Consider the following 19,566-nt stretch of genomic DNA (forward strand, 5'->3'; position numbering starts at 1 on the left):
TTTATCCATCACTGATTGGATTATGTCAGACTATCTCGACACTGTCAGCCGGACGGATGAGGAGAGCGCAGATCGATGACCGACGCGCCGCACGCGATCATCATCGGAGCGGGGATCACCGGGCTCAGCGCGGGGTTCCGGCTGCATGAAGCCGGATGGCGGGTCACGGTCCTGGAGGCGGGTGACCACGTCGGCGGTCGCATGAGCAGTGTGGAAGTCGACGGGTTCATCTGCAACCGGGCCGCGAACATCTTGCCCGGCTCGTACGACGCCATCCGGCAGCTCGCCGCCGATGTCGGCATCGGCGACCAGCTCGGCGTGACGGACGGCATCATCGCGACGCTGCGCGACGGACACGTCCATCGACTGCGGTCAGACAAGCTCGTTCGTGACGTCCTCCGGACGCGGCTGGTGCCGTGGCGGACGAAAGTCCGAGCAATCCCGATCCTGATCGACGCCTTACGCATGCGCGGCAGCCTGAGCTACGAGAACCTCGGCTCGGCCGCCGACTTCGACGTTGAAACTGTCGCCGAATACTGTGCCCGGCGGCTCACCCCCGAGCTTCGCGAGTACGTCGTCGAGCCAGTGGTCCGGGCCCTCTTCGTCTCGGAGGCGGAGCGGCTGTCGGTGGTCGACTTCTTCTTCGCAGCAGTGAACTTCATCGGCTCCGGGTTCATGCAGTACCCGGGTGGCATCGGGTTCTTGGCCGAAGCGCTCGCCGCGACGCTGAATGTTCGCCTTGAATGTCGCGTCGAGAACGTGAGCCGCACCGGCGAGGGCGCGCAGGTGACCTGGGAACACAACGGCACGCAGGAGGTCGCGGTAGCCGATGCTGCCGTCATCGCCACCGTCGGAGCCGTCGTCCCCGAGTTGTACCCCGACTTGGACCCACGAGCGTCGGAGATACTGCGCAGGGACCTCGAGTATGCGTCGGTGTTCAACGCCCACTTCGGACTCGACGGACGACCCGAGGAGCCAGCATCGATCATCCAGGTGCCCCGGGCCGAGGACGAGGCGCTCTGCGTGGTGACCCTCGACCACAACGCCAGCCCGTCGATCGTTCCCCCGGGCAAGGGGAAGCTCGCGACCTACTGGCACCACCACTGGTGTTCAAGCCGCATGGATCGCGAAGACGGGGATCTTCTCGCCGAGATGCTTCCGTCCGTTCGGAAGGTAGTGCCCGATGTCGAGGCGTTGACCGTCACCTCGCGTATCGATCGCTGGCCGCGCGGCGTCGTCCGAAGTCGCCCGGGCACGTATGCGCTCATGCGAGAACTCGGCTCTCGCATCGACGCCCGGTCGCCGATCCAACTGGCTGGCGACTACTTCTCAGCTTCCTCGACCAACGGGTGCGCTGTGTCGGGGAAACTCGCTGCCGAGCGACTCCTCGGGATCCGATCCGACTTGCAGCCCGCATGAGTTTACCATACAATGTTTGATTACCGGTAGTGAGAGGATTCTGTGAATGGGCATGTTCCGAGACGCCGAGGAGCTGTACGCCGTCCAAGGCGGCTTCTTCGACCTCATCACCGTCGATTCAAGTCTCGGTCCCAAGTTCGCGGCCTCCGACACCTCGTTTCTCGTGAAGTACACCGACCCCGAGGCCTTCATCCTCGTGGACTGCACGGGTGACGAGAACCGGGTCATTTACCCGGCCAGCCCCGACACGGATGCGGAGATCACCCTCACCATGGAGGCCGATGCGGGGCACCGGTTCTGGCTCGGCGACCTCAACCTCACCGGAGCGATCGCTCGGCGAAAAGTCACGATCCATGGCTCGATGAAGGACGCGCTCCGTCTGCTTCCTGCCATGAAGCCTGCCTTCCCGAAGTACCGCACCTACTGCATTGAGAGCGGGCACGCAGACAAGACCTGAGGAGACCAATGACCGAGCTCGCGAAGACGGCGAATCCGCAGACCGACGACACCGTCGATCGACTACTCGATGACTTCGATCACCAATCCGCGGACTTCGCCCTCCACTGGGCCGAGGTGTACGGCAAGGCCCGGGCCAACCAATGCCCGGTGATCCACTCCGACGAGCATGGAGGGTTCGACGCCATCCTCGGCTATGACGATGTGGTCGCGGCGTTTCGCGACTGGAAGACCTTCGCCTCCGAGCGGCTGCTCGACGAAAATGGGATCGAGATGGAGGGCGGGGTGGGCATTCCCGCCCATGTGTTCCGGATCGGGTTCCTCGAGATGGACCCGCCCCAGTCACTCAATCTGCGCCGGCTCTGCAATCCCTGGTTCAACCGGAACACCATCGATGCAGCTCGGCCCCGCCTGAGCGAGATCATGCACTGGGCCTTCGACAACGTGGCGGAGAAGGGCCAGTGTGATGTCGTCACCGATCTCGTGACCCCGTTCCAGTGCGTCTCGATCATGGACCTCCTGGGGATTCCTCTGGAGAAGTGGCCGCGCTACAAGGAAGTGGTCGACCAGGAGGTCGCCCAGGAAGAGTCGAGCCTCGAAGGGATGCAGTGGCTTCTCGCCGACATCTTCGATGAGATCGAGCGGCAGACTACCGAAGGGGGCCACGGGCTGCTGGCCGTCCTCGCGTCGAGTGAGCTCGAAGGTGAACGATTGGACCCCGAGCTCGTGACCGAGCTGATTCTCATGTTTTTGCTCGGAGGGATGGACACCACCATCGCGACGGTCGGGCTCGCGGTTCGGCATCTCCACGACACACCAGAGGATCGAGCGCGCCTGCAGGAGAGTCCCGACCTCATCGAGTCGTTCGTCGAAGAGGTGCTGCGCTTCTACACGCCGGCGACCGGAATGGGTCGTACCATACGTACGCCGACCACGTTCGCGGACCAATGCTACGAGCGTGGCGACCGCGTCTACCTCGCGATCGCCTCCGCGAATCGCGACGAGCGGGCCTTCGACCGGGCCGACGAGTTCGTGATCGACCGCTCGCCCAACCCACACATGAGCTTCGGCACCGGCACCCATCACTGCATCGGCTCCGAGTTCGCACGAAGCAACACCCAACTCTTCCTCACGACGTTGCTCAGCAGGATGCCCGACTTCGAGGTGGACGTTGCCGCCGCCCACATGGTGACCAGCATCCCGCACGCCCGCTCGTACCTCACGCTCCCGATCAGCTACGGTCCCGGCCGATCATTCGGCTCCGGCGACCACGCATGGCCCGAGTTCAAGACCGACCCCATCCGGCCTGTCTAGACAGACGGCGAGCTTCGCGGCTATCGCGTCGGCGCTGTCACGCATGCACGCCGAGCAGCTGATAGACGTACAACCCGACCATCATGGCGGTGGCGAACGCCGCATGTGGCAGGGCCACCCCGATCAACAGGATCGCCGTCCGAGTGCGTGGTGGGTGTTTGCGATCATCGTCGGCGACGTCAAGGTCGTCCCAGCCGAGCTGATCGAGAATGTGTCGAGCTTGCGAGATCATGAACAGGGTGACCACGAGCATCAGGCCCGTCGTCACGAAGTGCAGCCACGGGATGTTGAAGAAGAGCCACTTGTCATCGAGCCCGTAGACGTTAGCCTCGGTCAGCTCGATCATCACACCCTCGACGATGACGTTGGCGACGTAGACCCCGACCATGGCGACGCCATAGCGCCATACGCCGAGACGATCCCGAAGCGGCTCCTCGAGGTACTTGAGCCAGACCAGGGTCAAGATGCCGAAGAAGGCACCATAGGAGAGCGGTGCCCAGAGCGCTTCGCCGCGGCCGCCCCATGTCGCAATCCATACGGAGTCCGGCTGGAACTCCATATTCCACATCTCCGACCCGGCGTAGACCCAGTCGTGTTGCCAGCTCAGGAAAGCGCCGAAGTAGACGCCGAGTATGAGCCCGCGCCTGGTCTGGGTCCAGACGAGCCAGAGCCCCGCCAGGAAGGCCAGAAGAAACCCAGCCTCCACCACCCTCACACCTACCGTAGCGATCATCACGCGTCTCCCCTAAGCAGCCGGACGCACAATGGCCTAACAGTGTTTAATCACCCGGTCAAGCAATCGACCCTGACCATCCGCCGTCCACCTCCGTCGTGTCAACGTCGCCTGCGATCGCCTGCCACCACCTCCAGCTCGATTGACACGGATAACCTAACGCCGTACGGTTTCACCGAGTCGACGGCAAGCCGACGACCGCCCGAACAAGGCAGGATTTGAATGGAAGTTCACGGAGGGGGCACGGCGCCCGAGCTCGGGCCCGAGGACGAAGGGCACCACCCAATCGGGGACGACGAGACCTGGCAGGAGAGCGTGGTTCTCGTCTGGTGGGACCTCGCTGCCGAGGTCGGGGGAATGCACCGCATCGGCTACGAGCCGAACTGGCGCGACGGCGGGCAAGTCTCACTGTGGAACAACATCTTCTCTGCCGATGCAGTCTTCAAGCGTTCGGCGACGATCCCCCTCACGGACGTCAACCCGACCGGCACGGTCTTTTCTTCGGGCGATGGCACCTGCCAGTTCGAATACACCGACCACGCGATCTGGACGATCTCAGAGAAGGAGGTCCAGGCCGAGCTGCACGTGACCGATGCGCACACGCCGGTCGACATCTATCCCAAGCAGTCCACCCTCGGCCGGGACTTCGCGCCGAATCACATGGAGGTCGGCGGAACGGTACGGGGAACGTGCACCATCGATGGGCACCGCTGCGACATCGATGGACTGGCCTTTCGCGACCATGGCTGGGGGACGCGTCAGTGGGATACGATGCTGAGCCATCGCTGGGTCGCTGGCGCATTGGCGCCCGACTTCAGCTTCTTCGCGGTGTCGTTCCACACCACCGATGATGAAATCGTCGGTTTCGGCTGCGTGATACGGGAGGGCGTCCTTTTCTACGCCCAGGTCGACATCGTGGCGTACCTCGAAGTCGACGGTCTCACCCACCGAGGTGGTCGAGTGACGATGTCCCTGACGACAGGCGAGACGCTCGTGCTCGAGTGCGACGCCCTGCAGAAGGGAACCGTTTCCTGGATTCATGGCATCGCCTGCGTCGACACGATGTGCAGGGTGACGCTCGGCGACCGCGTCGGAATGTGTGACTTCGAGATGACCAACAACGCACTTCGAGGGTCCCATCAACCGCGGAGGGCAATCGGCGGCTACATCGAGAACGGACTGCACCGAATCCGATGAGAAACGGAGGAGACGAGATGGACCTCGACAGTAGCCCCGTACACACCCGATCGCACCCAACCACAAGATGGTCGCGGGCGAACTTCGCCGAAGCGGTCCAAGGAGTCCAGACTCCCCTGGGCTGGACATTTTGGGATCACGTCGCCGAGACCTCGGTGCGCCAGTGCTTTGCCGATATCGGGGGTATCGCGGCCAAGGACGCCCCGCCGCCGGCCGACCCGAACCTCAAGTTCAATGCGTCGTTCTTCGGTCTCCCGGCCGGCAACGTCACCTTCTTCCACTCGATCGGCGAGTCACTCCCGGGAACCTCGGGCGACGTCGTCATCAAGCAGATGTTCGGGGAGGAGCCCGGGGTCGTCACCCCCAGCGCCCGCGGGAGCCTGCTCCGACCGGTCATAGCGGGACTTAAGATGCCGGCAGCTGCGATCCGCTCGACTCGGCGGGTCGTCACCGTCCACGACCAAGTCGCAGACTGGTGGCGTCGAAGGGTGCTCGAGCAACCGCCGGACGACTTGGCCGGAGCCCAGCGGCTGTTGGCCGAGGCGGCCGAGTGGTTCATCCGCGTTGGACGGCATCACGCGACGGTGTCGCTGATCGGTCAAGCCCTCGTCGAACAAGTCGAGCTCGTCGTCGAGCAAGCGTTCGGTGACCGAACTCGAACCTCCGATGTCCTCACCGGCCTCGGGGGCATGGAGGAGACAAGACTCATGACCGCTATCTGGGAGGCAGCGCAGGGGCAAAGCGACATCGCCTCGATCATCGCCGCCTTCGGCTTCCACGGACCCGACGAGGGAAACGTGACGAGCGTCTCGTGGCGAGAGGACGACGGCCCGGTTCGCGACCTCGTCGCCAACTATGAGGATGCAGAGGTCCGAGACCCACGGGAGCGGGAACGCGAGCGGACCACCAAGCGCGAGGTCGTCGAGCGGGAGCTGCTCGATGCGCTCGACCCTTTCAGACGCCAGCGCGCCAAGATCGTGCTCCGCCTCGCGCGCACGCTCGTCCCCCGCCGTGAAGTCGGCAAGGCCGGCTTCCTGATGGCGATCGATGGCGCACGCTGCGCCACACGGTGCGCCGGTAGTGAGATGGCGCGGGCCCGAACGCTCGACGAACCCGACGACATCTTCTTCGTTACCTTCGACGAACTGGCGAGCGGGGGTCAGATCGACCCCGCAACGATCGAGTCCCGCAAACGACACCATCGCCACTTCGAAGGGCTGACCGTTGCCCAGGCATGGACTGGGAACCCGGACCCGATCGAAGACCCTGACGCGGGCGAGGCCGGCGCGCCGCGAACCAAGCCGCCGGGGAACGGCGTCCAAGGGATCGGCGTCGTGGGTGGGACAGTCCGGGGGCGCGCTCGAGTCTTGGATGACCCGACCTCGGGCCCACTGGCGCCAGGCGAGATACTCGTTTGCCGGACGACCGATCCGAGCTGGACTCCGCTCTTCCTGATCGCTGACGCTCTGGTGATCGACACTGGAGGATCGATGAGCCACGGTGCGATCGTGGCGCGGGAACTCGGCGTGACGTGCGTGATCAACACGATCGATGGCACGGCCGCGATTCCCGACGGCGCCATGATCGAAGTCAACGGCAACGACGGCACCGCCGTCATCGTCGACGGCTGAAAGAAGCGCCAGCGACCGCTTGGGATCCGGCCACGCGGCATGGCGTCACCCCGCGATGCCGATGTCGGCACCGCCTCCATCGCGCCGTTCTTCGAGGCGCTGCTTGATACGCGCCGGCAAGCTCGTGAGGCCGTCGGGCATGAGGGTGAGGGTCAACAACACCAGGAGGCCGCTTGCCAGATCGATGACATCGGGGGAAGCGCCGAGTTCACTGGCGAGATACATGAGCAGTCCACCGGAGACCAGCAACCCAGCGACGACCCCGCCCCCAGCGGCGCCAACACCACCGATCACGACCACGACGAGCAGGAACACCGACTGGAGCGAGACGAAGGAGGCGGCCGACACTCGGCCTGATCGATAGCCCAGCAGAGTGCCGCCGGCGGCCGCCATCGACGCTGAGATCGAGAAGGCAAGCAATTTTACTCGAGGGACCGAGATGCCGACGCCCTCGGCCCCTCGCTCGTTGATCCGTACCGCGAGGAACGACTGGCCGGCCGGCCTGCTCCGGATCAACTGAACGACGAGGCAGGCCAACGCGAGTGCGATCACCACCACCACGCCGAATCGCCGTGGATGCTCGAAGCTGTCGAGGCTCCAACCGGCGAGGCTCGGTCGCGGAAACTCGATCCCTTCGGGGAAACGATCACGGTCGCTGAAGAACATCTCGTCGAACATCACGGCAACACCGAGCGTCACGATGGCGAGGTTCACTCCGCGGACCCGAATCGACGGTGCGCCTAGGACGAGACCGATCGGGAACACGAGCACGACCGCAACGAGGACCGGGAGCGGAAAAGGGAGGTTAAGACTGATCGCCGCCCATGACCCGAATGCCGCGCCCAGCCCGGCGAAGGTCATCTGGGCGAGCGAGAGCTGCCCCACGAAACCCACGACGAGCACGAGCGACACGGCGACGATCGCGAGAATGGCGCTTCGAGTCAGCGGATCGATGATTGCGGACGGGCCCAGAACCATGGCCGCACCCCCCACCGCCGCGACGGCCGCCGGCAACCAGGTCGGTTTCTTGACCGGTGGTGCGGCCGGGAGACCGCTCTCGAAAGAGACCCCACGAGTCGGAACCGCGGTACCCGTGGCGACAATGACGATGATCAGGACGATGAAGGGTACGGCTTCGGGCCACCCGGGCAAGCCGGTGAACTCGGAGATGTCGGTGATCCGGCCGCTGACCACCGACTGGACTGCTGCGACGGCGAGGCTCGCAAAGAGGGCCGCAACAACCGATCGGAAGCCGGCGATCGCCGCGGTGGCGAGCGCCACGACAACGAGCAGGGTCAGGCCCAAGACCGAAACGGTCGTGATGCTCGAGAGCAGGACCCCGGCGAATCCCGACAGCGCTCCACCGAGCATCCAGTTCGACGTCGAGGCTACGTCGGGGCTGCGACCGCTCAGCGAGACCCCCGCCTCGCCGTCTGCCATGGCGCGACTCGCAAGGCCGAAGGGCGTGTAGCGATAGACCGCGGCGACGACGAGCACGACGACCGTCGCCGTCACCAGAATGAAGAGACGGTCTCTCGTGAGGACATAGTCCCCGGGGAGTGTGAACGTCCCACGCTCGAAGAGCCGAACCTGGGGGGTGCTACCGTCGACGAGGAACAGGTTCACGACGGCTCGCACGACGACGAGCAACCCGAGCGTTGCCGTCACTCGGACGAACATGGCCGCTGACCGCAGCCGACGCATGACGAGCCAGCCGAAGAGACCGGCAGCGAGCGCTGCGGCAACTGTGCCAACGATCGCCGCCGGCACGGCGCCGAGGCGATCCCCGTCCTCGTGAACCCACGCCGCGACATAGGCGCCGAGCGCAGCTAGCGCCCCAGTCCCCAGATTGAGTGTCTTCGATCCTCGGTGGATGACGATGAGGGCGAGAGCCAACAGCCCGTAGGCCGCACCAGCACCCACGCTCGCCAACGCGATCTGAAGATCGAACCTCATGAGGACCCTCCGAGGTAGCTGGCTTCCAAGGCGGCACGGTTGGCCAACAGCGACTGCGCCGTCTCCTCCATGGTGACCCTTCCCAGCGAGAGCACGTAGGCCCGGTTGGCGGTGTGGAGCGCTTGCCGGACATGTTGTTCGACGAGCACGACGGCGAGGTCGCGATCTGCTGCTGCTTCCCGAAGCCGCTCAAGCAATCGATCGACGACCCGCGGCGCCAACCCGAGCGAGAGCTCGTCGACGAAGAGCAGGCGAGGGCGCGTCGCCAGGGCTCTCGCCAGCGCCACCATCTGTTGCTCGCCACCCGACAAGAGTCCGGCCCGTCGGTTGAGCTTGTCGTGGAGTTCGGGGAACAGGTCGACGATCGAGCGGTCGCCTCGACGAACGAGCCGCAGGTTGTCCGCGACGGCCAACCCCGACACGATGCCCCGTCCCTCGGGCACTAGGGCCATCCCTGCCCTGATCCGCCGATGCGGCGGAGTGTCACGGAGGTCATGGCCATCGAAGCGGACCGAGCCCACCATCGGGCGTATGAAGCCCATGATGGTCGAGAGCAACGTCGTCTTTCCTGCGCCGTTCGGCCCGAGGATCGCCACGATCTCTCCGGCCTCGACATCGATGTCGACCTCGTGGACCGCGGCGTTGTTCCCGTAGCCCGCCACGAGACCGGTTACTTCGAGCAGGCTCATGCGTCCGATCCCAAGTACGCCTCGACGACCCGGGGATCGGCCACAACCTCTGTGGGATTTCCCGAGGCGATGAGCTCGCCGAAGTCGAGAACGAACAGATCGTCGCAGACCTCGAGGACGAGGGACATGTCGTGATCGATCAGCAAGATCCCTACCCCTGTCGAGGCGATCGTTCGCAGCACCTCACTCAGGGCTGCCGTCTCATCGTGATCGAGACCCGCCGCGGGCTCGTCGACCAAAAGACACGAGGGCTGGCACATCAGAGCCCGAGCGAGGGCCACTCGCCGGAGATCACCAGCTGACAGGTCAGCAGCGGGCGTGTCCGCGAGGTGCGAGACCCCCAGGAGGTTCAACACCGTAGTAGGCTCGAACGAGCCATCGCGCCGAGACCCCGCACCCGCGACCGTTAGGTTCTCGCCAACCGTCAGATCATCGAACAGCTCGAGGTTCTGGAATGTCCGGACGAGGCCTGCTCGCACTCGCCGGCTCGGCTTCATCGCACCCAGCGACTCTTCACCGAGCAAGACTTCGCCCGCGCGCACCGGAGTGAAGCCCGTGACCGCGTCGATGAGGGTGGTCTTGCCCGCTCCGTTGGCACCGACCAGCCCCACGACTCGGCCCGGTTCTACGACAAGGGTCACATCGTGGACCACGAGTGTCGACCCATAGGCGACATCCAGGTTCCGGATGGTGAGCGCGCGGCGGCGGTCAAGCTCCAGTACCTCCCAGATGCCGCTCATCTCCCCCCTGTCTCACCGCCTCGACCTTCGCCGGCGGGGTCGGCTTATCCTAACGCCAGTTGATTTCGGACGCCAGACCTCGCCAAGAGACGCGACCGCAGGCGAGCAAACCTTCCCAGTGGCTGCCGTGCTGCGTGTTCTAAAAGCTACTTGATAATCTAGCGGTGTTAGGTAACTATGGTCTCATCGTCGGAGGTGAGAGTCGCCTTGACGAGCATCTAGGGAGAAGACCATGTTCCAGTGGAAGGCCATGTTCAAGTGGACGAGACTCGCTATCGCCGTCATGATGCTGTTAGCACTTGTCGCCGCGTCGTGCGGTTCCGACGATGACGACGCCGTGGTGTCGGATGGCGACACCGCAGATGGTCCTGCGATCGAAGAACAAGAGGCAACGGAAGCCGAAGAAGCGGACCCAGCCGAAGAAGACTCAGCCGAAGAAGCGGACCCAGCCGAAGAAGAGCCAGCCGAAGAAGAGCCAGCCGAAGAAGAGCCAGCCGAAGAAGAGCCAGCCGAAGAAGAGCCTGAAGCACCTGTACCTTCCGGCGAGCCGATTCGGGTTGCCAACATCTTCTCCCAGACAGGCCCGCTCGATCTTCACTTCACACCGGCAGGATTCGACGCCTGGGTCGCGGACGTCAACAGTCGAGGCGGCATCCACGGGCGCCCGGTCGAAGTCATGAGCTGCAACGACGAACTCGATCCCGCGTTGAACGAGGAGTGCGCCCGTTCGATCGTCGGCGACGACACGATCATCGCCGTAGCAGGCGGACTCGCACCGCTCGAAACCTGGATCCCGATCCTCACCGAAGGCGGGGTCGGCGCAATCACGAGCATTCCCACCACGCTTGGCGAGTTCAGCGCTCCGAACTTCCTCGCAATCGGAGGTGGTGCAATCGGCGGCTACGCAAACCTCCTGGCCGACGCGGTCGCGAGCGGCAACCAACGAATCGCCTTCATCCGAACGGATCTCGCGACCGGCGACCAAGCCGCCGGCATCTTCACCATCTTCCAAGCCCAGATCCCCGGGTGGGAGTTCATCGACGTTCCGGTCAACGAACAGGCCGCCGACTTCCTGCCGGCCGTGCAGAACGCACTGTCGCAGGACCCCGACTACATCGCCACAGGCCTCCAAGGCGCTGCCGCGGCGAGGGTCGCTCTCGATGCGCAGTCACTCGGCTTCGACGGGACCGTCTCACTCATCGGAGGCGGGTTCGACCCAGCGCTGCTCGAGGTCGACGGCTTCGTCCTGACCGCTGACTTCCCCGATCCCAGTGGCAGCTCCGCGGTCATCGAGGCTTATCGCGCCAACCTGGCCAATCCCGACGACATCGGCGACGCATCGCTCGGTGGGTACTTCGCCGGACTGACCCTCGAAGAGATCCTCGTCGCACTCGGCCCTGACAATCTGACCCGCGAGGCTGTCCTCGCCCGCATCCAAGATCCGACACCCCTCACGGTGCCTGAACTCGGTGACCTCGAGACTGGGTTCTTCCCGCTGGCCCCGCGTCTCGCACGGTCGGATTCGTGGATCGTGACGGTCCAGGACGGCGCGCTCGTCTACGGCAGTCACGTCGACGCCCTCAACGCCGCTGGCTGAGTTCAGCTTGGAACTGCTCCGTGTGCTTGAGCTCGGCGGTGCCGTGACGTACATCACGGCACTCGCCGTGGCTCTGCGCACTCGGAAGCCCTACTTCGTAGGGATTTTCGTTGCCTGCAACCTGATGGTCTTCTGGGACTGGGTGTTCAACTCCGCCTGGTTCTTCAACGTGTCCTACGACGAACGGTTGCTGGCCCTATGGCGGGTCGGTGATGTCGAACAACCCTTGTTCGCTGTACTGGCGTACGTGGGGTTCTATTCGTTCGTGTTCTACGCGCTCGCCCACTTCGCGCCCAAACTCGATGACCGCTTCGGGGCCCGCCAATGGCCGATTCTCTACGTCGTTGCCGCCGTCTACGTGTTGATCTTCGAGTCGATCTTCGTGTCACAGGGTGTCTGGGAATACCACCAGCGGGACGCGTTCAAGCTCAACGGGGTCGCATGGTCGAACGCCTGGTACAACGCCCATCTCATCCTGCTGAGCTACGCGATGATGCGACTCCTCCGCCGGTGGGCGATCCCGAGTTTGGCGAGTCGTCTTGACGTCGGCACAGAACGGTTCTGGAGAGACACAACGATCGCGATCGCCGCGATCTCGACTGGCTTCTTCCTCGCCTTCTGCGGGCAGCTGATCTGGTACGTCCTTGCCGAGCCGTGGGTAGTCGACAGCCCTCGGCCGTTCTAGTCGACCGGGAATCTGCCCACGCAGGGGGCGCCCTATCGCGCCCGATGCCCGGGGCTCTATGAGATTGCCAGCGAGCCTACGGAGCTGCCGGCCAGCGGGAGAGGGGGATCCCGCTGGCCGGCTGGCCGTGGCTGGGCTTAGGTCAGGTCGAACCGATCCAGGTTCATGACCTTGGCCCAGGTTGAGGCGAAATCGTTGACGAACTTCTCCTCGCCGTCGTCGCAGCCGTACACCTCGGCGATGGCCCGGAGTTGCGAGTTGGAGCCGAACACCAGGTCGGCCGCGGTGGCCGTCCAGCGGAGCTCGCCGGTGGCGCTGTCCCGGCCCTCGTAAACGCCGGGCTGGTCGATTGAGGCCTGCCACTCGGTGTCCATGGTGAGGAGGTTGGTGAAGAAGTCGTTGGTGAGGGTGCCCGACCGGTCGGTGAGCACACCGTGCTGGGATTGGCCGGCGTTGGCGTCGAGCGCCCGCATCCCACCCACCAGCACCGTCATTTCCGGTGCGGTGAGGTTGAGCAAGAACGCCTTGTCCACCAGCAGCTCCTCGGCGGGTCGCTTGTGGAAGTCGGCCAGGTAGTTGCGGAAGCCGTCGGCGGTGGGCTCGAGCACGGCGAAGCTCTCCACGTCGGTCTGCTCGGCGGTGGCGTCGGTGCGCCCCGGCGAGAACGGAACCGTTATGTCGTGGCCGGCATCACCGGCCGCCTTCTCCACTGCGGCACAACCGCCCAGCACGATCACATCGGCCAGCGATGCCTGCTTGCCGCCTTGCGCGTTGAAGTCGGCCTGCACCTGCTCTAGCGCGGCTACCACCTCGGCCGTGCCGGACTGGACGTTGACGTCCCAGCCGCTTTGCGGTGCGAGCCGAATGCGAGCCCCGTTGGCCCCGCCACGCATGTCGGTGCCTCGGAACGTTGAGGCCGAGGCCCAAGCGGTGGACACCAGTTGGGACACCGACAGCCCCGAGCCCAGGACCCGGGCCTTGAGGTCGGCGATCTCGTCGGCGCCTATGGGCTCGCCCTGAGAGGCAGGCACTGGGTCTTGCCAGATCAGCTCCTCGTCGGGAACCTCGGGCCCGAGGTAGCGGGACACCGGGCCCATGTCGCGGTGGGTCAGCTTGAACCAGGCCCGGGCGAAGGCATCGGCCAACTCGTCGGGGTTCTCATGGAACCGCCGCGAGATCGGCTCGTAGATGGGGTCGAACCGCAGCGCCAAATCCGTCGTCAGCATCATCGGTGCCACCCGCTTGGCCGGATCATGGGCGTCGGGCACGGTGTTATCAGCGGCCCGATCGGTTGGGCGCCACTGGTGCGCGCCCGCAGGGCTCTGCGTTAGCTCCCACTCATAGCCGAACAGATTGTCGAAAAAGCCGTTGTCCCAGGTGGCGGGGTCGTTGGTCCATGCCCCCTCCAGGCCGCTGGTGATGGCGTCACCGCCCACGCCAGTGCCGAAGGTGTTCTTCCACCCCAGGCCCTGCTCTTCAAGACTGGCACCCTCGGGATCAGCCCCGACGTAGGTGTCGGGGGCCGCGCCGTGAGCCTTGCCGAAAGTGTGGCCGCCCGCAATCAGCGCCACGGTCTCCTCGTCGTCCATGGCCATGCGGCCGAACGTTTCCCGGATGTCGATGCCGGCCGCGATCGGGTCGGGATTGGCGTTGGGACCCTCGGGATTGACGTAGATGAGGCCCATCTGCACTGCCCCAAGCGGGGTCTCCAGCTCGCGCTCGCCGGTGTAGCGCTCGTCGCCAAGCCACTCATTCTCCGAGCCCCAGTAGATGTCTTCTTCGGGGGCCCAGATGTCGGGACGGCCGCCGCCGAAGCCGAATGTTTTGAAGCCCATCGACTCCAGGGCCACGTTGCCGGCCAGAATCAACAGATCGGCCCACGACAGCTTGCGGCCGTACTTCTGCTTGACGGGCCACAGCAGACGGCGGGCCTTGTCCAGACTGGCGTTGTCGGGCCAGCTGTTCAGCGGGGCGAACCGCTGCGCCCCGGTGCCTCCCCCGCCGCGGCCGTCGCCAATCCGGTAGGTGCCGGCGGCGTGCCAGGTAAGGCGGATCATCAGCGGGCCGTAGTGGCCGTAGTCGGCAGGCCACCAGTCTTTGGAGTCGACCAGCACATCGGCGATGTCCTGTTTGACCGCGACCAGGTCAAGCGACTCGAACTCGGCGGCGTAGTCGAAGCTCTCCCCCATCGGGTCGGCATCCGGTGAGTGCTGATGCAGGATCTTGAGGTTCAGCTGCTCGGGCCACCACTGCTCGGTGGCCGAGGTTCCTTTGGCGGTATTGGCCCCAGAAAACGGGCACTGGCTCGCGCTCTCGGTCATTGGAATCTCCTTTGAGTTGTGTGGATTGTTGGTTGGTTCATTGGGCCACTGGCTCCTTGTCAGCGGCAAGGCACTCGGGGCAGCGGCCCCAGTAGATGACTTCGGCCTCGTCGATCTCGTACCCGGAGTCGTCGGCCGCGGTCAGACAGGGGGTGTAGCCCACCGCGCAGTCAACATCGACCATCTGATTGCAGCTGCGACAGATCAGGTGGTGGTGGTTGTCGCCGACCCGGTCCTCGTAGCGGGCTGGCGATCCAGCGGGCTGGATCCGGCGGATCAGTCCCTTCTCGGCGAGCATCCCCAACGAGTCGTAAACCGCCTGGCGAGAGATAGCGCCAATCTCATTGTGGACCGCCTCGGCCACATCCTCAACGGTACCGTGAGGCCAGGCCGAAACGGCACGGATGACGGCAATTCGCTGAGCCGTTACCTGCAAGCCGTGCTGCCGCAACAGATCGGCGGGGGCCGGAGTCTCGCTTGACGCCATGGAGCCACCGTAACATGACTCTGGACTTATTCCAAAATTGTGTTAATCAAAATCTAAGAATTCATATGTTTAAACAGCACAGTTCGTTTTGCGGCTAAGGGGTCCGATGTATGCGGGACTATAAGAATTTCTCGCCAGCCAGCTCGGCCTTCATCTCCTCATAGCTGATCTCTCCGCGGAGCATGCGGCGAGCGGGCTCGTTTAGGGAACTCCTTGGCCACCGTTCTTCGCCCACCAGGTGTGCTTCGCTTGTGATCGAGCCGTCTTCGGAGAATTCGTAGGTGCGGTATCCGGGCGGGAGCGTGGTGTACTCCTTCATGTTCAAGTTGACCGAGAGAGACGGGCACTGGTGGATGGGGCGTCCCGCACATTCCAGAATCGTGTTGGTGTGGGTGTGGCCAGCTCCTACCCCGCGGATGGTGGGGGCCTTGTCGATCAGATGAGCGAATTCGGCATCTTGAGCTTCGCTCTTGAAGAAGCCGGCAACCCCTGGTGGGTGATGGGTCCAAACGAAAGCGTGGTCGGCATCACTCCGACCGACGGTCTCTGCCATCCACACAACCTCGGGGTCTCCGAAGAGACCGTGCTGCATGGTCCGATCCTCGGTGTCTACCAGAGAGCCATCTGGGCGACGCTCTCGCCCAGCTGCATTGGAGTCGGCGAAAAGGAACAGCCAGTTCTCGACCCTCCAAGTGCGCCCGTTGCTCAGCCCCGGCCGGGGCAAAATGGCGTCGAAGGGTACCTGCCGGTCGTGATTTCCCGGACACACCACGGCGGGAACCGGGATGCGGTCGAACTTTTCAGCAATCTTCATGTACTCGGCTTCAGTGCCATCGTTTGCGATGTCGCCGGTGATCACCACCAGATCAGGAAGCGGCCGAGCCTCATCGAATGCGTCGGCAAACACGGCATCCCAGGTGTCGTCGGTATTGCGCGATTCCCCCTCTGGGTTGGTGCTGAAGTGCGTATCTGAAAACTGGGTGACGCGAAACACATCCTGAGTATTCCAGAACTGCGCCCCACAGGTCGTGGATCAGCAGCCTTCAGCCGACTAACGCGTCGGTCTGAGAAAAGTCGTCGCCCACAAACACCAGGGGTTGGCCCAGGCGGCGGGCGAGGGCGTAGGAGAAGACATCTCCGTAGTTGAGGGCCGCGGGATGCCGTCCCTTGCCGAAGCGCCGCCAGCAGGCCAGCGCCTCTTCGGCCAGACCGGCATCCACCGGTTCAATCTGGATCTCGATGCGCGACAAGAGCTCTTCGAGGAGCAATACGCCAGCCGCCCCAGTCTTGGCCTCCACCACGATTCCAAGCTCAACTTGAGTGGCGGCCGACATCACGCACGGAGCACCCATCAGCTTGCGCTCGATGTCTTCGCTGCCCGGCTCACCGAAAAGCACCGCAACAATCGCTGAGGTGTCGACCACGTTCATGCGGGAAGACCGTGTTCGCCATAGCCGATGATCTCGTCGGGCGAACGCTCGTCGAGAACGGGCAATTCACGAAACCTCTCAACAATGTCCCCCAGTGCCGGTCGACGCCGACGCCGACGCTCCAGTTCCAACTGGGCTTCCAGCGACGCAGTAACTGCATCGGTGATTGATGTTCCCGTCAACTCGGCCAAATCGCGGGCCAGTTGATCGGCTCTCTCACTCTTGATACTCAGCACCATAGGTACCAATATATCAAATTAGGTAGAAAGATACTACCGCTCAAGACCCCCGGGTGAAGAACAGCTGGAGTTCGATGATGCCGTGGTCTTCGGCTGACAACACGATGGGGACCTGGGGCACGGTCACGTCGTAGTCGGCAAAGACCACCTCGGCGGTGCCGACTACGACAACGGTGTCATCGACTAGTTGGGCCTCCAATGCAATCTCGACGGTGCGGGTGATGTCCTTTACGGTGAGCTCGCCGACTGCGGTGGTATTGACGGGGCCGCCGGAGCCGGGATCGGTGCCCAAGTCGATGGGCTCGGTGAGCGTGAAGAGCGCCGTGGGGAAGCTGCCGGTGCTGAGCGCCGATTGGATAGCGCGATCACGGCGGCTGTCGTCGGTGATGATGCCGGTCATGTCAGCCTCAACCGTGACCGAAGTCACGGTTTCGCCGTCAATGGTCAATGAGCCGCTAACGAGGGGCGTGCGTCCCACCGCTGTTGTCGACCCGATGCTGGCCAGCTCTTCCTCGACTCGAAATCCGACAAATGTGCCTGCGGACTCGTCGTAGTCGAACTCGGCGATGGACGTGTCGACAATCCATTGGCCATCGACTCCCCCGCTGACCATTTCCTCATTGGGCTGGGCCTCAGGCTCGGCGGGAGTTGACGCCGCTGCGGAGGGCGTCGTGGTGGGATCCGGCACCGCGGCTGGTTCTGCGCCAGCCTCTGGAGTGGTTGGCATTGCCGTGGGAGCCGCAGCGGGTGTGGCGGTTGATTCGACTACGTCATCTTCCAGCGTGGAAACAGCCGTTCCAAGGTCGACTCTGGCTGGAGCGTCGTCCCTCAACCACCACCACAGGCCGATGGCCAGCAATACCACCAGCACGAGAGCGATAGCCACCACCGACCATAGGACCGGACGCCGCTTGATCCGCTGGAGCATACGGCAATTATGTGCTCCGGCCTTGTGCCCTCGTACAGTCGTAAACGAGTGGGCCACCTCTTATGACTCAGTATTACGACGAGTACACGCCTTCCTATCCAGATCGGGCGTCGTGGAGCTCTCCCCGGGTGCTTCGGGACCGCGCCGCTCGGCATCCGCACCGCACTTATCTCGACGTGCCGTGGTCCGGCGAGTCTTACACGTTCGCCGAAACCCTCGATCTGGCCGAGCGTGTCGGCTCGGGAATGCTGGCTGCTGGGGCCCAGCCGGGTGACCGGGTCCTGATCATGATCCCGAACTGCTCCGCGTACATTCTCGCTTGGCTGGGGTCGTCGGTCGCCGGCCTCGTGGAGGTACCGATCAATACGGCCTATCGAGGATCGTTCTTGGCCCATCAGGTCCGCACTACAGAGCCAGTGCTGGCCGTTATCGCGCCCGAGTTCGTGGAGCGCATCGTTGATGTTCCCGACGCGGTGACGTCCATCCGCCACTACTTCGTCGTCGGAGACGATGCTGCGGTTGCCGCCGCAATCTCCCAGCTGGCGGCCGCCGGCTACGAGGCCAGCCTGTGGAACTCGCTTCTCACCGCCGCACGAGCCGAGTTGCCCGATGTTGAGGCTCGCGACCTTGCGTCGGTCTTCTTCACGTCGGGCACGACCGGGCTGTCGAAGGGCGTCATGATGCCGCACGCCCACATGTACTTGTTCGCAGACGAGTGCGTGTCGTTGACCCGGTTGACGGAAGCCGACACCTACATGTCGGTGGGCCCGCTGTTCCATGGGAACTCCCAGTTCCTGGCGGCCTACCCGGCGCTGATCGCCGGTGCCCGCTACGTGTTGCACGAGCGCTTCAGCGCTTCGGAGTGGATCGACCAGATCCGAGCAGCAAACGCGACGGTCACTAACTTCGTCGGCGTGATGATGGACTTCGTCTGGCAGCAGGAGCCTCGGCCTGACGATGCCGACAACCATTTGCGCTGCATCTTCGCGGCGCCCACGGCCAGTTCCATCCTCGATCAGTTCAAGGAGCGTTTCGGCGTCGAGGCCTTCGTGGAGGTATTCGGACTCACTGAGACCTGTATGCCGATTCTCACGCCCTATGGCGTCGACCGCCCACCGGGCGCCGCCGGGCTTCTCAACGCCGACTGGTTCGATATCCGATTGGTGGACTCCGACACCGACGAAGAGGTGCCGGTCGGCGAGGTGGGAGAGCTCGTCGTCCGAGGCCGCTATCCGTGGACCACCTGCCAGGGGTATTTCGGCATGCCCGACAAAACCACCGAAGCCTTCAGAAACCTGTGGTTCCACACCGGCGACGGACTCCGCCGCGACGCCGACGGCTGGTACTACTTCGTGGATCGCCTGAAGGACGCAATCCGGCGGCGGGGCGAGAACATCTCGTCGTACGAGGTTGAACAGGGTCTGGTTTCCCATCCAGCCCTTGCCGAGGTAGCCGCCATCGGCGTCCCCGCCGACCAGGAGGCCGGAGAAGACGAGGTAATGGTCTTTTTGGTACCCGAACCGGGCGCCGAGATCAGCGCCGAAGAGGTCTGGGCATACGCCGACAAGCAGCTACCGGCATTCGCGGTGCCCCGCTATCTCCGCGTGGTCGATGAACTGCCGAAGACGCCGTCGGAAAAGGTCCGCAAGATGGTGCTGCGCGAGCAAGGAGTGGACGCCGAAACCCACGACCGCGGCCCCCCGCGCCGTCGTAGAAGGAGCACAACGAGCTAATGCCGAATTCC

General features: G+C 64.1%; 18 protein-coding genes. 8 read left to right on the top strand and 10 right to left on the bottom strand.

Going from position 1 to position 19,566, the window contains the following annotated elements:
• Positions 1 to 75 precede the first annotated feature (75 nt).
• Genes ACOGI7_RS06935 through ACOGI7_RS06945 form a run of 3 tightly spaced genes read left to right on the top strand, consistent with a single transcriptional unit; the run spans position 76 to position 3,189 of the window.
• Positions 76 to 1,419, top strand: a complete 1,344-nt coding sequence (locus tag ACOGI7_RS06935; protein WP_419851183.1) for a protoporphyrinogen/coproporphyrinogen oxidase — start codon at positions 76 to 78, stop codon at positions 1,417 to 1,419.
• A gap of 46 nt (positions 1,420 to 1,465) precedes the next feature.
• Entirely contained in the window at positions 1,466 to 1,876 is a 411-nt protein-coding gene (locus ACOGI7_RS06940) for an SCP2 sterol-binding domain-containing protein (protein WP_419851184.1), read from the top strand.
• A gap of 8 nt (positions 1,877 to 1,884) precedes the next feature.
• Positions 1,885 to 3,189: a cytochrome P450 gene (locus tag ACOGI7_RS06945; RefSeq protein WP_419851185.1), complete on the top strand. Its 1,305-nt coding sequence runs from the start codon at positions 1,885 to 1,887 to the stop codon at positions 3,187 to 3,189.
• Positions 3,190 to 3,226: 37 nt separating this feature from the next.
• Here the strand turns inward: ACOGI7_RS06945 and ACOGI7_RS06950 are convergent, their stop codons facing one another.
• On the bottom strand, positions 3,227 to 3,922 hold the full coding sequence (locus tag ACOGI7_RS06950; RefSeq protein WP_419851186.1) for a hypothetical protein: 696 nt from the start codon (positions 3,920 to 3,922) through the stop codon (positions 3,227 to 3,229).
• Positions 3,923 to 4,144: 222 nt separating this feature from the next.
• Here ACOGI7_RS06950 and ACOGI7_RS06955 point away from each other — a divergent pair, with 222 nt between their 5' ends.
• The gene (locus ACOGI7_RS06955; protein WP_419851187.1) at positions 4,145 to 5,119 is read left to right on the top strand and encodes a DUF7065 domain-containing protein; all 975 of its coding nucleotides are present in this window, start codon (positions 4,145 to 4,147) and stop codon (positions 5,117 to 5,119) included.
• A gap of 17 nt (positions 5,120 to 5,136) precedes the next feature.
• The gene (locus tag ACOGI7_RS06960; protein WP_419851188.1) at positions 5,137 to 6,750 is read left to right on the top strand and encodes a PEP-utilizing enzyme; all 1,614 of its coding nucleotides are present in this window, start codon (positions 5,137 to 5,139) and stop codon (positions 6,748 to 6,750) included.
• 45 nt (positions 6,751 to 6,795) lie between these two features.
• On the opposite strand, the gene ACOGI7_RS06965 is transcribed toward ACOGI7_RS06960, so the two are convergent.
• The 3 genes from ACOGI7_RS06965 to ACOGI7_RS06975 are packed head-to-tail and all read right to left on the bottom strand — an operon-like array spanning position 6,796 to position 10,135.
• A complete protein-coding gene (locus tag ACOGI7_RS06965) occupies positions 6,796 to 8,706 on the bottom strand; it encodes an ABC transporter permease subunit (RefSeq protein WP_419851189.1) in 1,911 nt (636 codons plus the stop codon).
• A complete protein-coding gene (locus ACOGI7_RS06970) occupies positions 8,703 to 9,395 on the bottom strand; it encodes an ABC transporter ATP-binding protein (protein WP_419851190.1) in 693 nt (230 codons plus the stop codon). The genes ACOGI7_RS06965 and ACOGI7_RS06970 overlap by 4 nt, the downstream gene beginning before the upstream one ends.
• Positions 9,392 to 10,135, bottom strand: a complete 744-nt coding sequence (locus ACOGI7_RS06975; protein ID WP_419851191.1) for an ABC transporter ATP-binding protein — start codon at positions 10,133 to 10,135, stop codon at positions 9,392 to 9,394. Before ACOGI7_RS06975 ends, ACOGI7_RS06970 begins: the two co-directional genes overlap by 4 nt.
• Before the next feature lie 232 nt (positions 10,136 to 10,367).
• Between ACOGI7_RS06975 and ACOGI7_RS06980 the strand changes: the two genes are divergently transcribed.
• Together ACOGI7_RS06980 and ACOGI7_RS06985 are read left to right on the top strand one after the other, a co-directional pair.
• Positions 10,368 to 11,732 (top strand): ABC transporter substrate-binding protein, encoded by a 1,365-nt coding sequence (locus ACOGI7_RS06980; RefSeq protein WP_419851192.1) that lies wholly within the window; start codon positions 10,368 to 10,370, stop codon positions 11,730 to 11,732.
• Between the two features lie 22 nt (positions 11,733 to 11,754).
• Positions 11,755 to 12,417, top strand: coding sequence for a hypothetical protein (locus tag ACOGI7_RS06985; RefSeq protein WP_419851193.1), 663 nt, complete (start codon positions 11,755 to 11,757; stop codon positions 12,415 to 12,417).
• A 137-nt stretch (positions 12,418 to 12,554) separates the two neighbouring features.
• Here ACOGI7_RS06985 and katG read toward each other — a convergent pair whose 3' ends face one another.
• The 6 genes from katG to ACOGI7_RS07015 form a co-directional block, all read right to left on the bottom strand.
• Positions 12,555 to 14,738: a catalase/peroxidase HPI gene (gene katG / locus ACOGI7_RS06990; protein WP_419851194.1), complete on the bottom strand. Its 2,184-nt coding sequence runs from the start codon at positions 14,736 to 14,738 to the stop codon at positions 12,555 to 12,557.
• Positions 14,739 to 14,775: 37 nt separating this feature from the next.
• Entirely contained in the window at positions 14,776 to 15,225 is a 450-nt protein-coding gene (locus tag ACOGI7_RS06995; protein ID WP_419851195.1) for a Fur family transcriptional regulator, read from the bottom strand.
• A gap of 118 nt (positions 15,226 to 15,343) precedes the next feature.
• Complete coding sequence (locus ACOGI7_RS07000) at positions 15,344 to 16,219, bottom strand: metallophosphoesterase family protein (protein WP_419851196.1); 876 nt, start codon at positions 16,217 to 16,219, stop codon at positions 15,344 to 15,346.
• 49 nt (positions 16,220 to 16,268) lie between these two features.
• Complete coding sequence (locus tag ACOGI7_RS07005; RefSeq protein WP_419851197.1) at positions 16,269 to 16,655, bottom strand: type II toxin-antitoxin system VapC family toxin; 387 nt, start codon at positions 16,653 to 16,655, stop codon at positions 16,269 to 16,271.
• Positions 16,652 to 16,894, bottom strand: a complete 243-nt coding sequence (locus tag ACOGI7_RS07010) for a type II toxin-antitoxin system VapB family antitoxin (RefSeq protein WP_419851198.1) — start codon at positions 16,892 to 16,894, stop codon at positions 16,652 to 16,654. Before ACOGI7_RS07010 ends, ACOGI7_RS07005 begins: the two co-directional genes overlap by 4 nt.
• Before the next feature lie 40 nt (positions 16,895 to 16,934).
• Positions 16,935 to 17,822: a YceI family protein gene (locus ACOGI7_RS07015; protein ID WP_419851199.1), complete on the bottom strand. Its 888-nt coding sequence runs from the start codon at positions 17,820 to 17,822 to the stop codon at positions 16,935 to 16,937.
• A 62-nt stretch (positions 17,823 to 17,884) separates the two neighbouring features.
• Between ACOGI7_RS07015 and ACOGI7_RS07020 the strand changes: the two genes are divergently transcribed.
• Positions 17,885 to 19,555, top strand: a complete 1,671-nt coding sequence (locus ACOGI7_RS07020; protein WP_419851200.1) for an AMP-binding protein — start codon at positions 17,885 to 17,887, stop codon at positions 19,553 to 19,555.
• Positions 19,556 to 19,566 lie beyond the last annotated feature (11 nt).

This window comes from Candidatus Poriferisocius sp. (genome assembly GCF_965204145.1).
Taxonomy (GTDB): domain Bacteria; phylum Actinomycetota; class Acidimicrobiia; order Acidimicrobiales; family Bin134; genus Poriferisocius.

Excerpts from the sequence above, each read along its gene's own strand:
- katG (WP_419851194.1), bottom strand. The coding sequence starts at position 14,738 with ATGACCGAGAGCGCGAGCCAGTGCCCGTTTTCTGGGGCCAATACCGCC.
- ACOGI7_RS06935 (WP_419851183.1), top strand. The coding sequence starts at position 76 with ATGACCGACGCGCCGCACGCGATCATCATCGGAGCGGGGATCACCGGG.
- ACOGI7_RS06980 (WP_419851192.1), top strand. The coding sequence starts at position 10,368 with ATGTTCCAGTGGAAGGCCATGTTCAAGTGGACGAGACTCGCTATCGCC.
- ACOGI7_RS06940 (WP_419851184.1), top strand. The coding sequence starts at position 1,466 with ATGGGCATGTTCCGAGACGCCGAGGAGCTGTACGCCGTCCAAGGCGGC.
- ACOGI7_RS07020 (WP_419851200.1), top strand. The coding sequence starts at position 17,885 with ATGACTCAGTATTACGACGAGTACACGCCTTCCTATCCAGATCGGGCG.
- ACOGI7_RS06965 (WP_419851189.1), bottom strand. The coding sequence starts at position 8,706 with ATGAGGTTCGATCTTCAGATCGCGTTGGCGAGCGTGGGTGCTGGTGCG.
- ACOGI7_RS07015 (WP_419851199.1), bottom strand. The coding sequence starts at position 17,822 with ATGCTCCAGCGGATCAAGCGGCGTCCGGTCCTATGGTCGGTGGTGGCT.
- ACOGI7_RS06945 (WP_419851185.1), top strand. The coding sequence starts at position 1,885 with ATGACCGAGCTCGCGAAGACGGCGAATCCGCAGACCGACGACACCGTC.
- ACOGI7_RS06955 (WP_419851187.1), top strand. The coding sequence starts at position 4,145 with ATGGAAGTTCACGGAGGGGGCACGGCGCCCGAGCTCGGGCCCGAGGAC.
- ACOGI7_RS06970 (WP_419851190.1), bottom strand. The coding sequence starts at position 9,395 with ATGAGCCTGCTCGAAGTAACCGGTCTCGTGGCGGGCTACGGGAACAAC.
- ACOGI7_RS06950 (WP_419851186.1), bottom strand. The coding sequence starts at position 3,922 with ATGATCGCTACGGTAGGTGTGAGGGTGGTGGAGGCTGGGTTTCTTCTG.
- ACOGI7_RS06975 (WP_419851191.1), bottom strand. The coding sequence starts at position 10,135 with ATGAGCGGCATCTGGGAGGTACTGGAGCTTGACCGCCGCCGCGCGCTC.
- ACOGI7_RS06960 (WP_419851188.1), top strand. The coding sequence starts at position 5,137 with ATGGACCTCGACAGTAGCCCCGTACACACCCGATCGCACCCAACCACA.
- ACOGI7_RS06995 (WP_419851195.1), bottom strand. The coding sequence starts at position 15,225 with ATGGCGTCAAGCGAGACTCCGGCCCCCGCCGATCTGTTGCGGCAGCAC.
- ACOGI7_RS07005 (WP_419851197.1), bottom strand. The coding sequence starts at position 16,655 with ATGAACGTGGTCGACACCTCAGCGATTGTTGCGGTGCTTTTCGGTGAG.
- ACOGI7_RS07010 (WP_419851198.1), bottom strand. The coding sequence starts at position 16,894 with ATGGTGCTGAGTATCAAGAGTGAGAGAGCCGATCAACTGGCCCGCGAT.